The organism is Pseudonocardia autotrophica (assembly GCF_003945385.1).
Taxonomy (GTDB): domain Bacteria; phylum Actinomycetota; class Actinomycetes; order Mycobacteriales; family Pseudonocardiaceae; genus Pseudonocardia; species Pseudonocardia autotrophica.
Map to the genome: position 1 here is coordinate 1215377 of NZ_AP018920.1, position 18551 is coordinate 1233927.

Genomic DNA, 18551 nt, shown 5'->3' on the forward strand with positions numbered 1-18551 from the left:
CCGCGCTGTCCCGGAGCTGTGCCGGATCTGTGCGGACCCGGAGCTGCGCTGTTCCGGAGCTGCGCCGCCTCGGAATCGCGCTGTCCCGGAGCTGCGCCGTCCCGGAGCCGCACTGCCCCGGAGTCGCCGGGGGAGCGCCACGGCCGGGACGGCGGCCGGATCGCCGCGGTGCCGGACGGCGCCCGCCTCACGGTCCCCACCTGCGCAGAATGAGGACCTCGTAACGCCCGTGTCATCCCCGGCCGCCCGGGTGTAACCCCACGTTCCTACCGTCGGTGCCATGAGCAGGCGAGTGGTGGTAGTCGGGAACGGGATGGTCGGTGCCCGGCTCGCCGAGGAGATCCGCCGGCGCGACCCGGGCGGCGAGCGGGTGTCGCTGACCGTCCTCGGCGCCGAGGTCCACCCCGCCTACAACCGGGTGCTGCTGTCCACCGTGCTCGCCGGCGGCCTGAGCGCGCCGATGGTCGCGCTCCCGGTGGCGGACGGCGTGTCATTGCACACCGGCGTCACCGCGACCGCGCTGGACCGCACCGCGCGGGTCGTGCACGACGCCGACGGCGGACAGCACCCGTACGACGAGCTGGTGCTCGCCACCGGCTGCCGGGCCTGGCTCCCGCCGGTCGACGGGTTCACCGGCGCCGACGGGGCCCCGGCCGACGGGGTGAGCCCGTTCCGCGATCTCGACGACTGCGAGCGGATCCTCGCCGTGGCCGCGCCGGGCGCCCGGATCGCCGTCGTCGGCGGCGGGCTGCTCGGGGTGGAGGCGGCCCGCGGGCTGGCCGGCCGCGGGGTCGCCGTCACCCTGGTGCATCCGTGCACCCATCTGATGGAACGCCAGCTCGACGCGGGCGCCGGTGCGGTGCTGGCCGATGCGCTGCGCGGGCTCGGCGTCGACGTGCGCTGCGGGGTCGGGGCCAAGGCATGGGATCCCGAGACCGGCCTGGACTGCGACGACGGCAGCCGGATCGCCGCGGACGCCGTGGTCGTCGCCGCGGGTGTCCGCGCCGAGACCGGGCTCGCCGCCGACGCCGGACTGGCCGTCGACCGTGGCATCCTGGTCGACGATCGGCTCGCCACCGACGACGGCCGGGTGCACGCCATCGGCGACTGCGCGCAGCATCCCGACGCCGCACCCGGACTGGTCCAGTCCGGCTGGGAGCAGGCCGCGGTACTGGCCGATCTGCTCACCGGGGCCGATCCGGCCGCCCGTTATCGCGGCACCCGTCCGGTGACCCGGCTGAAGGCGGCCGGTATCGATCTCGCCGCGATCGGCGATGTCGCGGACGGCGACGAGCGGCTGCACGTCGCCGATCCGCGCCGGGGCCGCTACGGCGTCCTGTCACTGCGCGACGACCGGGTGGTCGGCGCCGTCATGATGGGCCTCCCGGACGCCGCCGCGACCGTGATCGGGCTCTACGACTCCGGTGCGCCGGCCCCGGAGGACCGGCTGGCGCTGCTGCTCGGGCGGGCGTTGCCCGGCGAGGCGCCTGCGACGGGTGACCCGGGCAGGCTGCCGGGTACCGCCGTCGTCTGCCGGTGCAACACCGTCACCAAGAACGCGCTGGTCACGGCGTGGCGCGAGGGCGCACGCGATGTCGGGGCGCTGTCCCGGCGGACCCGCGCCGCAACCGGCTGCGGCAGCTGCCGGGACGCCGTCGGCGGGATCCGCGACTGGCTGGAGCACGCCGATCCGTCGCGGGAGCACGCCGTATGACGGGAGCACACGGTACGGCGGGAGCGCACCGTACGGCGGGAGCACGCGGTATGGCGAGAGCAGGCGATATGAAGGGGGACAGCACCGTGAGCCGTCTGGTGGTCGTCGGGAACGGCATGGTCGGGCACCGGCTCGTCGCCGCGATGCGCGACCGGGACACCGCGGGGGACTGGGAGATCGCCGTCCTCGGTGAGGAGTCCCGTCGCGCCTACGACCGGGTCGCACTGTCGTCCTATGTGGATGGAAGCTCCGAGGAGGATCTCCGGCTCGACGACGACGATCTGCACGACGACCCGCTCGTCACCTATCACCTGGGCGACGCCGTCGCGACGATCGACCGGGACGCCCGCCGGGTCAGCACCGCGTCCGGCCGGACCCTCGACTACGACGCGCTGGTGCTGGCGACCGGTTCGTACCCCTTCGTCCCGCCGGTGCGGGGCCATGACCTGCCCGGCTGCTTCGTCTACCGCACCCTCGACGACCTGGACGCGATCACCGAGGCCGCCGCGGCGGCCTCGGCGAACCCGGACCGCAAGGGCCGCCCGTCGGCGATCGTCGTCGGTGGCGGACTGCTCGGTCTGGAGGCGGCCCGCGCGATGCGGCTGCTCGGACTGTCCCCGCAGGTCGTGGAGATCGCGCCGCGACTGATGCCGGTGCAGGTCGACGCCGGCGGCGGGGTACTGCTGCGCTCGCTGGTCGAGTCGCAGGGCATCGCCGTCCGGACCGGGGTGTCGCTGGACAGCATCTCCGCCGATCGCGGCCGGCTGGTCGGGACGCTGTCCGACGGCGTCGAGCTGGACGCCGATCTGGTCGTCTTCTCCGCCGGTATCCGGGCCGCCGACCAGCTGGCCCGCGGCTGTGACCTGCCGGTCGGGGAACGCGGCGGGGTGCTGGTCGACGACCGCTGCCGGACCCACGACGACGCCGTGTGGGCGATCGGCGAGTGTGCCGCGCTGGAAGGCCGCACCTACGGCCTGGTCGCGCCCGGCTACGCGATGGCCGAGGTCGTCGCGGACCGGCTGCTCGGCGGCGAGGCCCGGATGACGCCCGCGGAACTGGACATGTCCACCCGGCTCAAGCTGCTGGGCGTCGACGTCGCCAGCTTCGGGGACGCGCATGCGAGCACCGAGGGCGCGCTGGAGATCGTCGTCGACGATCCGGTCGCCGGGACCTACTCGAAGCTCGTGGTCACCCCTCCGGACACCGGTGCCGACCGGTCCACCCTGCTCGGTGGGGTACTGGTCGGTGACGCGTCGCGCTACGGCGCGCTGCGCCCGCTGGTCGGCTCGGCGCTGCCGGGCGACCCGGTCACGCTGATCTCGAAGGGCGGGGCCGAGCCGGACGCGTCGGCGCTGCCGGACTCGGCGCAGATCTGCTCCTGCAACGCCGTCACCAAGGGCGATCTGTGCGCCGCGATCGACGGCGGCGCGCACGACGTACCGGCGCTCAAGGCGTGCACCCGGGCCGGCACCACCTGTGGGTCCTGCGTGCCGACGCTCAAGAAGATCCTGGAACAGCAGGGCGTCGAGGTCTCGAAGGCGCTGTGCGAGCACTTCGACCGGTCCCGCGCGGAGCTGTTCCAGATCGTCGCGGGTGCCGGGATCACCTCGTTCTCCGAGCTGATCACCCGGCACGGCCGCGGCGCGGGTTGCGACATCTGCAAACCGGTCGTCGGATCGATCCTCGCGAGCCTCTACAACCAGCACGTCCTCGACGGTGAACGCGCGACGCTGCAGGACACCAACGACCACTTCCTGGCGAACATGCAGCGCAACGGGTCGTACTCGGTCGTGCCGCGGATCGCCGGTGGCGAGGTGAACCCGGAGGGACTGATCGTGATCGGCGAGGTGGCCCGCGACTTCGGGCTCTACACCAAGATCACCGGTGGGCAGCGGATCGACATGTTCGGGGCCAGGGTCGACGATCTGCCGGCGATCTGGCGGCGGTTGGTGGACGCCGGGTTCGAATCCGGGCACGCCTACGGCAAATCGCTGCGGACGGTGAAGTCCTGCGTCGGGACGACCTGGTGCCGCTACGGCGTGCAGGACTCGGTCGGGATGGCCGTCGAGCTGGAGCTCCGCTACCGCGGGCTGCGGTCGCCGCACAAGCTCAAGTCCGGGGTGTCCGGCTGTGCCCGGGAGTGCGCTGAGGCCCGCTCCAAGGACTTCGGGGTGATCGCCACCGAGACCGGCTGGAACCTCTACGTCGGCGGCAACGGCGGGTTCACCCCGCGGCACGCCGAGCTGCTCGTCTCCGACGTCGACTCCGCGACGCTGATCCGGACGATCGACCGGTTCCTGATGTTCTACGTGCGCACCGCGGACCGGTTGCAACGCACCGCGCCGTGGATCGAGTCGATGGAGGGCGGACTGGACCATCTGCGATCGGTGATCGTGGACGACTCGCTGGGCATCTGCGCGGAGCTGGACGCCGCGATGGCCCGGCACGTCGAGTCCTACGCCGACGAGTGGGCCGGTGTGCTCGACGATCCGGCGAAGCTGTCCCGCTTCGTGTCCTTCGTCAACGCACCCGATGCGCCGGACCCGACGATCCGGTTCGTGCAGGAGCGGGGACAGAACGTCCCGGCGCCCGGGCGGCCGGACGAACCCGTGCTGATCGGACTCCCGGAGGTGTCCCCGCGATGACCGCCGTGCACGCGTCCCCGATCCCGGCCGGTGTCGACGACGAGCCCAGCGGCTGGGTCGAGGTCTGCCCCCTCGACCGGCTGCTCCCCGGCCGCGGCGCCGCCGCCCTGGTCGGTGACGTCCAGGTGGCGTTGTTCCGGCTCGCCGACGACGCGCTGTACGCGGTCGGCAACGTCGACCCGTTCAGTGGCGCCGGGGTGATGTCCCGCGGCATCACCGGCGACCGGGCCGGGGAGCCGACCGTCGCGTCACCGATCCTGAAGCAGGTGTTCGCGCTGCGTGACGGGCGCTGCCTGGACGGGGGCGACGACACTGTGAGCCTGCCCGCGTTCGCCGTGCGGGTCGTGGGCGACTCGGTACAGGTCGGGATACGGTGAATGGCCCGACCCACGCAGCCGCGACCACCACCACCACTCGCGACATTCCCGGAGTCCCCGTCGTACGCCGGTCGCCGGCGACCGGCCGGAGGAACGGAGGACCGGTGACCCGATCCGCCGCACGAGACGCCGCACCCGCCCCCGATACGGCGCCGGTGCCGCCGCTCGCCGGTTTCACCGTCGGGATCACCGCGGCCCGGCGGGCCGAGGAACTGGCCACCATGCTGGAACGCCGGGGGGCGACCGTCCAGCACGGCCCGGCGCTGCGGATCGTCGCGCTCGCCGACGACGACCGGCTGGAGAACCGCACCCGTGAGCTGGTCGCGGCACCACCGGACATCACCGTCGCCACCACCGGGATCGGCTACCGCGGCTGGATCGAGGCGGCCGACGGCTGGGGCATCGGCGAGGACCTGCTGGCCGCGCTCGGCCGCTCCGAGATGCTGGCCCGCGGCCCCAAGGCGCGCGGCGCGATCCGGGCCTCCGGGCTGGTCGACGCCTGGTCACCGGAGTCGGAGTCGACCGCCGAGGTCCTGGAGCACCTGCTCGAACGCGGTGTCGAGGGCTGCCGGATCGCCGTCCAGCTGCACGGGGAGCCGCTGCCCGACGTCGTCGACGCGCTGGAGCTGGCGGGCGCCGAGGTGGTGACCGTCCCGGTGTACCGGTGGGCGCCGCCGCTGGACATCGGCCCGCTGGACCGGCTGATCGACAGCACCCTCGGTGGTGGGATCGACGTGCTGGCCTTCACCAGCGCCCCCGCTGCAGCCGGGATCCTTGCCCGCGCCGAGGAACGCGGGCTGCACGAGCCGTTGCTGGCCGCGTTGCGCGGGCCGGTACTGGCGCTGTGCGTCGGCCCGGTGACGGCGGCACCGCTGGAGGCACTCGACGTCCCCACGGTTCAGCCGCAGCGGTCGCGGCTCGGCGCGATGGTGCGGACCTGCGAGTCGGTCGCACCCGGGCGGGCCCGCACGCTGCCGGTCGCCGGGCACGTGCTGGAGCTGCGCGGGCACGCCGTCCTGGTGGACGCCGAGCTGCGCCCGCTCCCACCGACCCCGATGGCGCTGCTGCGGCTGCTCGCCCGCCGGCCGGGCCGGGTGGTGTCGCGCGCCGACCTGCTCGCCGCGCAGCCGGGTGGGGCGGGCGACGAGCACGCCGTCGAGAACGCGATCGCCCGGCTGCGTGCCGCGCTCGGCGTTCCGGGACTGGTGCAGACCGTGGTCCGGCGCGGCTATCGGCTGGCGCTCGAACCCGGGCACGGCGGGCACTGCGCGGACGTCCCGGGGGCCGAGCGGTGAGCGAGCTGCCGCTGCTGCTGGTCGCGCACGGGTCGCGGTCCGACGCCGCCGACGCGGTGATCCGCTCGCTGGCCGGCGCCGTCGCGGCGCAGGGGCCGCGGGTGGAGATCTGCTACGTCGACGTCCGCGGCCCGAAGGTGGTCGACGCGGTGATCGCGCTGCGCGACTCGGGTGCGCACGGCGCGGTGGTCGTCCCGGCGTTCCTGGCCGCCGGCTATCACGTGCGGGTCGACCTGCCCGCCCAGCTCGCCGAGGCCGGGGCCGATCCGGCCCGGTTCCGTACGACGCCGTCGATGGGCCCGGATCCGCTGCTGGCCGCGGCCGCGCTCGACCGGCTGCGCGCCGCCGGGTACCGGGACGGCGACGCGGTCGTGCTGGCCGCGGCGGGCTCGTCGGACCCGTCGGCCGTCGCGCAGGTCCGGCTGGCCGCCGGGATGCTGTCCGGTCGGGTCGGGCGCCGGGTCCGGGTCGGGTTCGCCGCGACCGGGACACCGACGGTGACCGACCTGGTCGAGGGGCTGCGCCGGGCCGGTGAGCGGCGGGTCGCGGTGGCGTCCTGGCTGCTGGCGCCCGGAGTGTTCCAGAACCGTCTGCTCGAGTGCGGCGCGGACGTCGTGGCCGATCCGCTGGGCGTGCACGACGACGTCGTGCGTGCGGTGCTCGACCGGTACACGGCCGGGGTCGCCGAGATCGAGCGCGCCGCCTGAGCCCTGGTCCGGGATCGGGCACGATGGACCGGGTGAGTGCGCCGCTGGCAGCCCGGCTCCGGGCCGCGGGCTGCGTGTTCGCCGAGGAGGAGGCCGCGCTGCTGGAGGCCGCCGCGTCCGGTGCCGAGCTGGACCGGCTCGTCCGGCGCCGGATCGCCGGGGAGCCCCTGGAGCACCTGCTCGGTCACGTCCGGTTCGACGGCCTGCGGATCCGGGTGGCGACGGGCGTCTTCGTGCCGCGCCGTCGTTCCGAGGCGCTCGTGCACGCAGCCGTCCGCGGACTGCGGCCCGGCGCGGTCGTCGTCGACCTGTGCTGCGGGTGCGGCGCGATCGGGTTGGCGATCGCCCGGCGGGCACCGGTCGTGCTGCACGCCGTGGACGTCGATCCGGTGGCGACCGCCTGCGCGGCGGGCAACCTCGCCGGGACCGGCACGGTGCACACCGGCGACCTGTTCGCCGCGCTGCCGGAGTCGCTGCGCGGGCGGGTCGACGTCGTCGTGGCGAACACGCCGTACGTGCCCGCCGCCGAGATCACCGGGCTGCCGCCCGAGGCCCGCGACCACGAACCCCGGACCGCGCTGGACGGCGGTGCCGACGGTCTCGACCCGGCCCGCCGGGTCGCGGCGGCGGCCTGCGGTTGGCTCGCCCGCGGTGGACGGGTGCTGATCGAGACGTCGTCGGACCAGGCCCCGGCCCTGGAGGCGGCGTTCGAGGGGGCGGGGCTGGCGTCGCGCACCGGCCACGACGAGGAGCGCGACGGCACCTGGGTCGAGGGCACCCTCCCACACTGACGTGGCCCTTTGCTCTGCTTACAGACCGGGCCCGCCCGCCTGGCCCGCCCGCCGGGCGCTGTACGACGGGCGGCGCGGCCTCAGTTGACCCAGGTCAGGTTCTCCGACCCGAACAGCCCGCCCTCGTACACGACGGTCCAGGTTCCCTGCTGCTGCTCCTTCGCGTCGAAGCAGACCTGCCCGCTCACCGTCCCGCCCGGCGCGAGCTCACCGGAGCTCAGATCGTTGTTGCTGCCGATGCTGACCCGGCGGATGGCGCCGTCGGGGTCCTGCAGCTTCCAGTCCCAGATGTTGAAGCTCTCGGTGCTCGGGCTGCCGTTGCGATAGGTGACGTCGGTGCATTTCACCGCCCCGACGAACGCCGTCTTGTCGCGGAGCGGGCCGGCGCCGACCTCCATGCCGTCGTCCGTCGAGAGAGTGGTTCCGGGGGGCCCGCTCGTGACCGGGGCCGGAGCGGGAGTCGTGCGGTCGGCGCGCTGCACACTGCCGACGGACGCGGTGGTCGAGCCGCCGCCGGACGTCGTCGCCGAGGACCCGCCGGAGAACGCCGTGGCGAACGCCATCGTGTAGAGCACACAGATGACCAGCCCGAACGCGGACAGCACCGTCCCGGAGATCGCGACGCCGCGGTTGTCGGCCTTGCCCGCCTGCGCTCGCACGATGCCCAGCGCTCCCAGCACCAGTCCGATGATCACCAGCGGCCAGGCGATGATGCCGATGATCGGGATCAGCGAGAACAGGACACCGACGATCCCGAGGACGAGCGCTGCGGTGCCGAGACCGTTCCTGGGCTGCGGCGCCCAGCCGTGCGGGGGCTGGGGCGGATAGGGCGGCTGCGGCGGGTACGGGGGCTGGGTGGGGATCACGACGATCAGGTCGCGCGGCGTGCCTGCCCTGTTGCCGGGACACCGGGGAGGTCATCAGAACTGACGATCGAGCGGGCCCCTGCTCTGCTCACCCACTGCGGGCTCACCCGCCGCGGGCCGTCCGCCGGGCCCATCCGCCGGGCCCGCCCGCCTGACCAGACACCGGGCCCGCCCGCCCGACTTGGTCACCGGGCGCCGCACGACGGTCGTCGCGGGTGGTGCCGTCGCGGGTGCCGTCGCGGCAGCCCCGACCTGCGGCCGCGGCTCAGCGGCGGCGGTGTTCGCGTGGCAACCGGCCGTCCACCATCAGCACACCCTCCGCGCGCAGCCGCGCCGCCTGCTCGACGGCGAGATGCGGCGCCGCGCGGCCGTCCGAGCGCAGCACCCGGTGCCAGGGCAGGTCGGAGCCGTCCTCGGCGAGGATCCGGCCGACCAGCCGGGCCGAACGCAGACCGGCCAGCTCGGCGACCTCGCCGTAGCTCAGTGTCTGCCCCGGCGGGATCGACCCGATGACGTCCCGGACCCGCTCCACGGTCTCCTCGTCCACACCGGGATCCTCCCGCCGGGCGGGCCCCGGTGTCACTGTCGGTGTCACGTGGTCGAATCGGAGCATGACCCGAGCAGCCGCGGAGCAGGCGTCCCCCCGCCTGGTGCGCACGGGTCCGGTCGCCGAGCCGGCCCGGGAGTGGACCGGCGCCGCGGCCCGGGTGCTCGAGCACGACCGTGGTCCGCTGCGGGTGCTGGGCGGGCCCGGCACCGGGAAGACCAGCCTGCTGCTGGATGCGGTGGTCCGGCGGATCCGGGCGGGTGCGTCACCGGGGTCGGTGCTGCTGCTGGTCGGGAGCAGGCGGGCCGCCGAGGAGCTGCGGGGGCGGCTCACCGCGCTGCTGACCAGCAGCGGCACCGACCCGGGTGGCAACGGCCCGGCGGGTGACTTCGGTGCCCGCACCACCCGGGAGCTGCTGGTGCGCACGGTGCACTCGTACGCGTTCGGCGTGCTGCGGCTGCACGCCGCGCGGCACGAGGACCCACCACCCCGGCTGCTGGCCTCCGCCGAACAGGACGTGGTGGTCCGCGAGCTGCTCGCCGGGGAGATCGAGAACTGGAACGGCAGCGTCCCGGGATCCGGCTGGCCGGAGCGTCTCGATCCGGCACTCGGGCTGCCCGGGTTCGCCGCCGAGCTGCGGGAGCTGCTGCTGCGGGCCGCCGAGCGGGGCCTCGGCCCGCAGGACCTCGCCGAGCTGGGCCGAGCGCACCGGCGCGACGAGTGGGTGGCGGCGGCCCGGTTCTTCCGCACCTACGAGGAGGTCACGCTGCTCCGCGGCGCCGCGGGCCGGGGTGCCCCGCAGGCGACCGCCCCGGCGCTCGACTCCGCCGAGCTCGTCGCCGCCGCGCTGGACGCGCTGGCCGCCGACCCGGGGCTGCGCGAGCTGGAACGGCAGCGGATCCGGCACCTGCTCATCGACGACGCCCAGGATCTGGACCCGCAGCAGATGGAGCTCGTCGCGGCACTCGCCGCCGACGCCGGGTCCACGCTCGTCGCCGGCGATCCGGACCAGGCGGTGCTCACCTTCCGCGGCGCCGACGCCCGCGGGCTCGACGCGATCGACGCTCCCACCGAGCTGCTCACCGTCGACCACCGGCAGACCGCGGAGGTCCGCACCGCCGGTCTGCGGCTGGCGGAGAAGCTGCCCGGTGCCGGCCGCACCCGGGTCCGGCACGGTCCGGACGATGCGTCCGGAGCCGATGCCCGGGCCGCCGGCCGCGAACCGGCCGACCGACCCGGTCCGGCCGTTGGGGAGCGGGCCCCCGGTCCCGGCCCGGCTGCGGGTCAGCGCGCTCCCGGTCCCGGCGAGGCCGCCGGCCCGGCGAGCGCCGGCGCCGGCGAGGCCGTCCAGGTGCGGGTCTTCGGCTCACCGTCGGCGGAGGCCGGCTGGATCGCCGACCGGCTCCGCCGCGCGCACCTGGTCGACGGCGTCCCCTGGTCGGAGATGGCGGTGCTGTCCCGGTCCGCGCGCCGCACGCTGCCCGCGCTGCGCCGTGCGCTCGCCGCGGCCGGCGTCCCGATCGTCGCGCCGCCGGACGAGGTGCCGCTGCCACGTCAGCCCGCGGTGATCCCACTGTTGCTGGTGCTCCGTGCGGCGTCGCGTCCCTCCTCGATCGACGCCGATCTGGCGATCTCGCTGCTGACCTCGCCGTTCGGCGGTGGCGACCCGATGCGGATGCGGCGGCTGCGGCGTGGCCTGCTGCGGCTGCACGCCGCCGCGGGCAACGACGTACGGGTGTTCCCGGACGACGAGGACCCGGAACCCGGCGAGTCCGATCCGGCAACCGCGAGCAGCGATCCGCTGCTGGTCGCGATGCTCCGAGAGGCGGTCGGCGGGCGCCCCGATCCGCTCGCGATGCTGTCCCCGGCCGAGGCGGCGCCGATGCGCGACGTCGGGCGCCTGCTCGACACCGCCGCCCGTTCGATCACCGCGGGCGACTCGGTCGAGGAGACCCTGTGGCGGGTGTGGCGCCGGACCGGCCTGGCCCGGCGCTGGAGCGAGGCGAGCGGCCGCGGCGGCCCCGGTGGCGCCGCCGCGGACCGCGACCTCGACGCCGTGCTGGCCCTCTTCGACGCCGCGGCCCGCTACACCGACCGGTTACCGGGTGCCGACGTCGGCGGCTTCCTGGAGTACCTCGCCGACCAGCAGCTGCCCGGGGAGACCCTCGCCCCGCAGGCACCGCGCGGCGGAGCGGTCGAGCTGCTCACCGCGCACGGTGCCCGCGGCCGGGAGTGGACGGTCGTCGCCGTGCCGGGCGTGCAGGAGGGGTTGTGGCCGGACCTGCGGCTGCGCGGCAGCCTGCTCGGGCACGAGCAGCTCGTCGATCTCGTCGCCGGGGTCGCCGATCCCGGAGCCGCGGTCTCCCGGACGGCGCCGCTGCTGGCCGAGGAGCGCAGGCTGTTCTACGTCGCCTGCACCCGGGCCCGCTCGATGCTGCTGGTCAGCGCGGTACAGGGGGAGGACGAGCAGCCATCCCGGTTCCTCGACGAGCTCGACCCGCGGCCCGCCGACGCCACCGAGGCCCGGCAGGTGCACCGGCCGGAGCGCTCGCTGGTGCTGCCCGAGCTGGTCGGTGAGCTGCGCCGCGCCGTCACCGCACCCGATCGCGGCGATCCGGCGCGGGCCGCCCGCCGACGCCGGGCGGCGACCCAGCTCGCGCGGCTCGCCGCGGACGGCGTTCCCGGGGCGCATCCGGACGACTGGTACGGCCTCGCCGACCTGTCCGATCTCGCCCCGCTGCGCGCCGACGGTGAGCTGGTGCCGATCTCGCCGTCCGATGTGGAGACGATCGCCGGCTGCCCGCTGCGCTGGGTGCTGTCCCGGCACGGCGGAGACGAGTCCGGCGCGCTGTCCGCGGTCACCGGCTCCCTGGTGCACGCGCTGGTGCAGGCCCGCGCGGCCGGGGCCGATCCGGTCGAGCTGGAGCAGGCGCTGCAGTCGGCGTGGCGGCGGTTGGACGCGGGCGCACCCTGGTTCGGACGGCGCGAGCTGACCCGGGTGCGGCAGATGCTGGCCGCGTTCGACGACTGGGTCCGGCGCAGCCGGGCCGAGGGGCTCGGGCTGGTCGCGGTCGAGCAGTCGATGCAGCTCGATCTCGACGGGGACCTGCCACCGGAGGGCCCCGGTGTCGAGGGCGACCCGCCACCGGCCGGGGATCCGCTGCTCGAGGAGGTGTCGTCGGCCGGCGAGGGCGGTGGCGCGGCCCGGGCCGCGCGCCGGGTGCGGCTGCGCGGCCGGGTCGACCGGCTCGAGCGCGACGACCAGGGCCGGCCGGTGGTCGTCGATGTGAAGACCGGGAAGACGGCCACCTCGGCCCGGGCGACCGCCGAGCACCACCAGCTCGCCGTCTACCAACTCGCGGCGTCGCTCGGCGCGTTCGACGACGTCGTCGGCCGCGGTGTCGAGCCGGGCGGGGCGCGACTGCTGTTCCTCGCCGACCGCAGGGCGGGCGGGGAGGCGAAGGAACCCCGGCAGGCCCCGTTGAAGCCCGAGGAGATGGGGCACTGGCGGGACGTCCTGATGCGCTGCGCCGACGACTCGGCGGGCGCGGTGTTCGTGGCCAGGGCGGGGCCCGACTGTGACCGCTGCCCGGTGCGGACCAGCTGCCCCGCCGTCGAGACCGGGCGGACCGTGGTGGACGGCTGACCGGCCCGCCGGCCCAGCGGCCCGCCGGCCCGCCGGATAGTCCGGCCCAGCGGCCCGTCGGCCCGTCGGCCCGCCGGACTGCCGGCTCTCGGCTCAGCCGATCCCGAGTGCCGACGCGAGCCGTCGCAGGCCCGGCTCCGGGGCCGTCATCCCGGGGGTGATCAGCTGCGCGCAGACGTGGTCGGCCCCGGCGGCGAGGTGCTCGTCCAGCCGGGCCGCGACCTGCTCGGGGGTTCCGTGCGCGACCAGCGCGTCGATCAGGGCGTCGCTGCCGCCGTCGTCCAGTTCGGCCTCGGTCCAGCCGAGCCGGAGCAGGTTCGCCCGGTAGTTCCGCAGGCCCAGGTACGGCCGGTGGACCGCGGGCCTGCCGAGTGCCCGGGCCGATCCGGGATCGGTGTCCAGGACGACCTTGTGCTCCGGGGCCAGCAGCACGTCGTCGCCGAGCCGCTCCCGCGCGGACCGGGTGTGCTCGGGCGTCGTCAGATAGGGGTGGGCGCCCGCGGTCCGGTCCCGGGACAGGTCGAGCACCTTCGGGCCGAGCGCGGCGAGCGCGCGACCGGCGGCCGGGACCGCCAGCTCGTCGAGCCGGTCCAGGTACTCGACGATCGTCGCGTACGGGCGGGTGTAGTCGCCGGTGGCCTCCGGATGCCCGATCCCGACGCCGAGCAGGAACCGGTCGGGGTGCTTCGCCGCGATCCGGTGGTACGACGGCGCGACCTCGTCCGCGGGCGTCGTCCACATGTTCACGATCCCGGTCGCGACCACCAGCGATCCGGTGGCGTCCAGCAGATCCTCGGCGAGCTGCAGGTCCCCCGGCGGGGAGCCGCCGATCCACACCGCGCCGAACCCGAGGGACTCGATCTCACGGGCGAGCCCCGGGGTGAGACCCGTCGCGTGCCGCCATACGCCGTACCGGCCGGGAGAGACAGTCATGCTCAGGTCTACCACCGCGCGGGCCCGATCATTCCCCGCTCTAGGATGACGACTCCCGACTCGAGAGGCTGGACGTGCAGTGATCGACCTGAAGGCGGCCCGACAGGACCCGGACCGGTTCCGCGCGGCACTGTCCCGTCGCGGCGCGTCCGCGGACTTCGATGCCCTCCTCGCGGTCGACGTCCGCTGGCGGGAGTTGACCGACCACGTCGGTGGCCTGCGCGCGGCGCAGAAGCAGCGGCCGAAGGGCAAGCCCACCCCTGAGCAGGTCGAGCAGTTCAAGAAGGAGAAGGAGGAGCTGCGCGCGGCGGAGGAGGACCTCACCGCGTCCGACGCCGAGCGCACCGCGCTGCTCGCCCGGATCCCGAACCTGCCGGACCCGACGGCCGCCGACGGGATGGCCGAGGAGGACGCGGTCACCGTCCGCACCTGGGGCGAGCCGCCGTCGTTCGACTTCGAGCCGCGCGACCACCTCGACCTGGCCTCGTCGACCGGCCGGGTCGACATGGCCCGCGGCGCCCGGCTGTCGGGCTCGCGGTTCGCCTACCGGTTCGGCGATGTCGCCCGGCTGGAGATGGCGCTGTTCCGGTTCGTCCTCGACAAGATCGTCGGCGAGGGCTTCGTGCCGGTGCTCGGGCCGGTCCTCGCGAACGAGCGGGCGATGTACGGCACCGGGTTCCTGCCCACCGAGGAGTCGAACCTCTACCGGCTCGAGCGCGACGACCTCTATCTCACCGGCACCTCCGAGGTGGCGCTGGCCGGGATCCACATGGACGAGATCCTCGACCTCGGCGACCTGCCCGCCCGCTACGTCGCGTTCTCGACGAACTTCCGGCGTGAGGCCGGCGCCGCGGGCAAGGACACCAAGGGCATGTTCCGGGTCCACCAGTTCGACAAGGTCGAGATGTTCGTCTACTGCCTGCCCGAACAGTCCCAGGACGTGCACGAGCAGCTCCTCGCGTACGAGGAGTCGATCGTGCAGGAACTGGGCCTGCCCTACCGGGTGCAGAACATCTCGGTCGGCGACCTCGGCAACCCGGCCGCCAAGAAGTACGACATCGAGGCCTGGTTCCCGGTGCAGCAGCGCTACCGGGAGATCACCTCCTGTTCGAACACCACCGACTACCAGGCACGACGGCTGAACACCCGGTTCCGCCGCGAGGCCGGTGCGCCGACCGAGACGCTGCACACCCTGAACGGCACCGGGGCCACCGCCCGGGCGATGCTCGCGGTCATGGAGAACTTCCAGGACGCGAACGGCACCGTCGCCGTCCCGGAGGTCCTGCAGCGGCACGGCGCCCCCGCCACCGTCGGCACCCCGCCCGCGGGCTGAGCCGAGCGGCACGGCTGGACCGACCGGCACGGCCGGACCGAGCGGTACGGCTGAACCGAGCGGCACAGCTGAACCGACCGGCGTCGCCGAGCCGAGCGGCGCGGTGCAGCCGTCGGCACAGCTCCCCGCGGTCCCGGTGGGCCGCCGTGTGGGCGGAGTGCGGAGCTGTCGGGGGTGCCCGGTAGAACTCGGGGCATGGATCCGTCCCCGGTCGAGCTCGCCACCGCGCTCGGTCTGCACCCGCCGACCGAGGAGCAGGCCGCGGTCATCGCCGCTCCGGCGGGCCCCGCACTGGTCGTGGCCGGGGCGGGCGCCGGGAAGACCGAGACGATGGCGGCCCGGGTGGTGTGGCTGGTCGCCACCGGCCGGGTGCTGCCCGAGCAGGTCCTGGGCCTGACCTTCACCCGCAAGGCCGCGCAGCAGCTCGGCACCCGGGTCCGGTCCCGGCTCCGCCGCCTCGCCGGTTCCCGGCTGCTCGACGATCTCGATCCGGGTGGCTCCCGGCGCGCGGCGCTGCTGGCCGGCGAGCCGACCGTGTCCACATATCACGCCTACGCCGGACGGCTGGTCGGCGAGCACGCGCTGCGGCTGCCTGCCGAACCGGCGAACCGGCTGCTCAGCCCGACCGCGACCTGGCAGCTCGCGCACCGGGTCGTGTCCACCTGGGCGGCCGACCTGGAGATCGACCGGGTCCCGGCGACCGTCACCGGGTACCTGCTGTCGCTGGCCGGTGAGCTCGGCGAGCACCTGGTCGAGCCGGCCGAGGTGGAGCGCCTCGCGCGGCGGATCCTGCCGGTGCTGGAGCACGCGCCGCCCGGCAAGCGGCAGCGCGCCGAGCCGTCCGCCGGGTACAAGGCGCGGATCGCCGGGCAGCGGATGCGCTGCGAGCTGCTGCCACTGGTGGCGGAGTTCGCCCGCCGCAAGCAGGCCGAGCAGGCGATGGACTTCTCCGACCAGATGGCGCTCGCCGCCCGGATCGCCGAGGCCGATCCGGAGGTCGGCCGGATCGAGCGCGACCAGTTCCGGGCCGTCCTGCTCGACGAGTACCAGGACACCGGGCACGCCCAGCGGGTGCTGCTGCGCTCGCTGTTCGGGGTGCCGCCGGGGCTCGCGCCGGATCCGGCGACGGCCGGGCACCGGTCGGTCACCGCGGTCGGCGACCCCTGCCAGTCGATCTACGGCTGGCGCGGGGCGAGCGCCGGGAACCTCAACCGGTTCCGCACCGACTTCCCGGCCGGGCACGGCGACCCGGCACCGGTGCACGGCCTGCTCACCAGCTTCCGCAACCCGGCCGAGGTGCTGGTGCTGGCGAACCGGGTGTCCGAACCGCTGCGCCGGGCGCCGGGCGCGGTCCGGGTCGGTGAGCTGCGGCCGCTCGACGGAGCAGGCCCGGGTGACGTGCGGGCCGCACTGCTGCCCGACGTCGCCGCCGAGATCACCTGGGTGGCCGACGGCATCGCCACGCGCTGGCATGCCGCGGCGGGGGAGGAGGGCACCGGTACCCCGCCGACCGCGGCGGTGCTGGTCCGCCGCCGCTCCGACATGGACGCGCTGGCCGCGGCGCTGCGTGACCGCCGGGTCCCGGTCGAGGTCGTCGGCCTGGGCGGGCTGCTGTCCACACCGGAGGTCCGGGACCTGGTCTCCGCGCTGCGGGTGGTGTCCGACCCGCTGGCCGGCCCGTCGGCGGTGCGGCTGCTCACCGGCCCGCGCTGGCGGCTGGGCATCGCCGACCTGGCGGCACTGTGGCAGCGCGCCCGCGAGCTCGTACCCGGCCGCCCGGCCCGGTCCGGCCCGCTCACCGCGGCCGAGCTGGCGCTCGGTGCGCTCCCCGGCGACCAGGCCGAGCAGGCCGGGCTGGTCGACGCGCTGGACGATCCGGGAGGGCCGGAGCGCTACTCGCCGGCCGGCTTCGACCGGATCCGCCGGATCGGCCGCGAGCTGTCCCATCTGCGGGCCCGGGCCGCCGCGCCGCTCACCGATCTGGTCGCCGACGTCGAGCGGACCCTGCTGCTCGACGTCGAGACCACCTCCCGGCCAGGGCCGACCGGCCGGGCACATCTGGACGCGTTCGCCGACGTGGTCGCCGACTTCGCGGCCGGGGCCGACGTGCCGTCGCTGGACGCGCTGCTCGACTACCTGGAGACCGCCGAGCAGGCCGAGGAGGGCCTGACGCCCGGCGAGGTCGAGGTCGCCCCGGACCGGGTGCAGATCCTCACGGTGCACGCGGCGAAGGGGCTGGAGTGGGAGGTCGTCGCCGTCCCGCACCTGGTGGCGCAGGTCTTCCCGGGCCGCAAGATGTCCGGGAGCTGGCTCAAGGACCCGTCCGATCTGCCGGTACCGCTGCGCGGCGACGCCGACGACCTGCCCGGCTTCGAGCTGCCACCGGCGGGCGCCGACCGCAAGCAGGTCGAGCAGGCGCTCGACGCGCACGACGAGGCACTCGACGAGCGTCGCCTCGCGGAGGAACGCAGGCTGTTCTATGTCGCACTCACTCGCGCCGAGCGCACCCTGCTCGTCTCGGGGCACCGCTGGCCGGCGACCGGGGAGCGGCCGAAGGAGCCGTCGGTCTTCCTGAGCGAGGTGGCCGAGATCCTGGAGGGGCCCGGCGGCACCGAGGTCGGCGTGCTGGAGAACTGGGCGCCGCCCCCGGAGGCGGACACCGGCAACCCGGCGCTCGGCGTGGAACGGACGGCGCAGTGGCCGCCGGACCCGTTCGGGGACCGGAGCGACGACGTCCGGTCCGGTGCCGACCTGGTCCGGGAGGCGCTGCGGGCCCGGTCCCGCCGCGCCCGGCGCCCCCGCCGGGCGCCCGCCGACCAGCTCACGCTGCTGGAGGTGCCGGCCGCCCAGGAGCCGGGGCCGGAGACCGGCCCGGCGGTCGTCGACGCCGAGGGCGACCCGGAGGGCTGGGCCGCCGACGTCGACGTGCTGCTCGCCGAGCGCGCCGCGGCGGCCGAGCGGCCCATCGTCGCGCTGCCCGGGCGGCTCTCGGTGAGCCGGCTGGTCGAGCTGGCCGACGATCCGGATGCGTTCGCGGTCCGGCTGCGCCGGCCGGTCCCGCTGCCGCCCAACCCGTACGCCCGGCGGGGCACCGCGTTCCACGCCTGGCTGGAGCAGCGGTTCGGTGCGGAGCGGCTGCTCGATCTCGACGAGCTGCCCGGCGCCGCCGACGAGAGCGCCGGCTCGGAATCCGACGCGGTGGAGCTGGCCGAGCTGCAGGCCGCCTTCGAGGCGTCGGAGTGGGCCGACCGCAAGCCGTTCGACGTCGAGGTGGCGTTCGAGACCGTCCTGGCCGGGGTCGCCGTGCGCGGCCGGATGGACGCGGTGTTCGCCGATCCCGACGGCGGCTGGACGGTCGTCGACTGGAAGACCGGCAGCCCGCCCGGGCCGGACCGGGAGCATGCGGTCGGGGTGCAGCTGGCCGCGTACCGGCTGGCGTGGGCGGCGCTGCGGGAGGTCCCCGCGGACCGGGTGCGGGCGGCCTTCCACTACGTCCGCGACGGGGTGACCCTGCGCCCCGCGGACCTGCTCGACGCCGAGCGGTTGCACGCACTGGTCGCCGGGGTCCCCGCGGCCTGAGCCTCGCCGGAGCCGGAGCCGGAGCCGGAGCCGGAGCCGCTGCTGGTGCTGGTGCCGCGGCTGGGCCCGGCGCCGCTGCCGGTGCGGGGCGCGGTGCCGCGCGGACCCGGCCCGAACA

General features: G+C 75.4%; 12 protein-coding genes. 9 read left to right on the forward strand and 3 right to left on the reverse strand.

The genetic code is table 11. The features are described 5' to 3' along the window. Positions 1 to 280: 280 nt before the first annotated feature. The 6 genes from Pdca_RS05955 to Pdca_RS05980 all read left to right on the forward strand — a co-directional run bounded on the left by Pdca_RS05955 (position 281) and on the right by Pdca_RS05980 (position 7529). Complete coding sequence (locus Pdca_RS05955; protein ID WP_085911698.1) at positions 281 to 1714, forward strand: FAD-dependent oxidoreductase; 1434 nt, start codon at positions 281 to 283, stop codon at positions 1712 to 1714. Positions 1715 to 1800: 86 nt separating this feature from the next. Beyond that, positions 1801 to 4359 (forward strand): nitrite reductase large subunit NirB, encoded by a 2559-nt coding sequence (gene nirB / locus Pdca_RS05960; protein ID WP_166665905.1) that lies wholly within the window; start codon positions 1801 to 1803, stop codon positions 4357 to 4359. After that, the gene (gene nirD, locus Pdca_RS05965) at positions 4356 to 4736 is read left to right on the forward strand and encodes a nitrite reductase small subunit NirD (RefSeq protein ID WP_085911700.1); all 381 of its coding nucleotides are present in this window, start codon (positions 4356 to 4358) and stop codon (positions 4734 to 4736) included. The genes nirB and nirD overlap by 4 nt, the downstream gene beginning before the upstream one ends. 104 nt (positions 4737 to 4840) lie before the next feature. Next, the gene (locus Pdca_RS05970; RefSeq protein WP_085911701.1) at positions 4841 to 6031 is read left to right on the forward strand and encodes a uroporphyrinogen-III synthase; all 1191 of its coding nucleotides are present in this window, start codon (positions 4841 to 4843) and stop codon (positions 6029 to 6031) included. Next, positions 6028 to 6738 (forward strand): sirohydrochlorin chelatase, encoded by a 711-nt coding sequence (locus Pdca_RS05975; RefSeq protein WP_085911702.1) that lies wholly within the window; start codon positions 6028 to 6030, stop codon positions 6736 to 6738. Before Pdca_RS05970 ends, Pdca_RS05975 begins: the two co-directional genes overlap by 4 nt. Positions 6739 to 6761: 23 nt before the next feature. Beyond that, positions 6762 to 7529 carry a putative protein N(5)-glutamine methyltransferase gene (locus tag Pdca_RS05980; protein ID WP_085911703.1) on the forward strand — a complete coding sequence of 256 codons (768 nt, stop codon included), beginning with the start codon at positions 6762 to 6764 and terminating at the stop codon, positions 7527 to 7529. Positions 7530 to 7609: 80 nt separating this feature from the next. Here the strand turns inward: Pdca_RS05980 and Pdca_RS05985 are convergent, their stop codons facing one another. Together Pdca_RS05985 and Pdca_RS05990 are read right to left on the reverse strand one after the other, a co-directional pair. After that, positions 7610 to 8395, reverse strand: a complete 786-nt coding sequence (locus Pdca_RS05985) for a DUF4190 domain-containing protein (RefSeq protein WP_085911704.1) — start codon at positions 8393 to 8395, stop codon at positions 7610 to 7612. A gap of 265 nt (positions 8396 to 8660) precedes the next feature. Next, entirely contained in the window at positions 8661 to 8942 is a 282-nt protein-coding gene (locus tag Pdca_RS05990) for an MGMT family protein (RefSeq protein WP_085911705.1), read from the reverse strand. Positions 8943 to 9006: 64 nt separating this feature from the next. Here Pdca_RS05990 and Pdca_RS05995 point away from each other — a divergent pair, with 64 nt between their 5' ends. Next, positions 9007 to 12588, forward strand: coding sequence for an ATP-dependent helicase (locus Pdca_RS05995; RefSeq protein ID WP_085911706.1), 3582 nt, complete (start codon positions 9007 to 9009; stop codon positions 12586 to 12588). 93 nt (positions 12589 to 12681) lie between these two features. On the opposite strand, the gene Pdca_RS06000 is transcribed toward Pdca_RS05995, so the two are convergent. Beyond that, entirely contained in the window at positions 12682 to 13521 is an 840-nt protein-coding gene (locus tag Pdca_RS06000) for an LLM class F420-dependent oxidoreductase (protein ID WP_085911707.1), read from the reverse strand. 79 nt (positions 13522 to 13600) lie between these two features. Here Pdca_RS06000 and serS point away from each other — a divergent pair, with 79 nt between their 5' ends. Both serS and Pdca_RS06010 read left to right on the forward strand, forming a co-directional pair. Then, positions 13601 to 14854, forward strand: coding sequence for a serine--tRNA ligase (serS, locus tag Pdca_RS06005; protein ID WP_085911708.1), 1254 nt, complete (start codon positions 13601 to 13603; stop codon positions 14852 to 14854). Between the two features lie 195 nt (positions 14855 to 15049). Then, positions 15050 to 18433, forward strand: coding sequence for an ATP-dependent helicase (locus Pdca_RS06010; RefSeq protein WP_085911709.1), 3384 nt, complete (start codon positions 15050 to 15052; stop codon positions 18431 to 18433). Positions 18434 to 18551 lie beyond the last annotated feature (118 nt).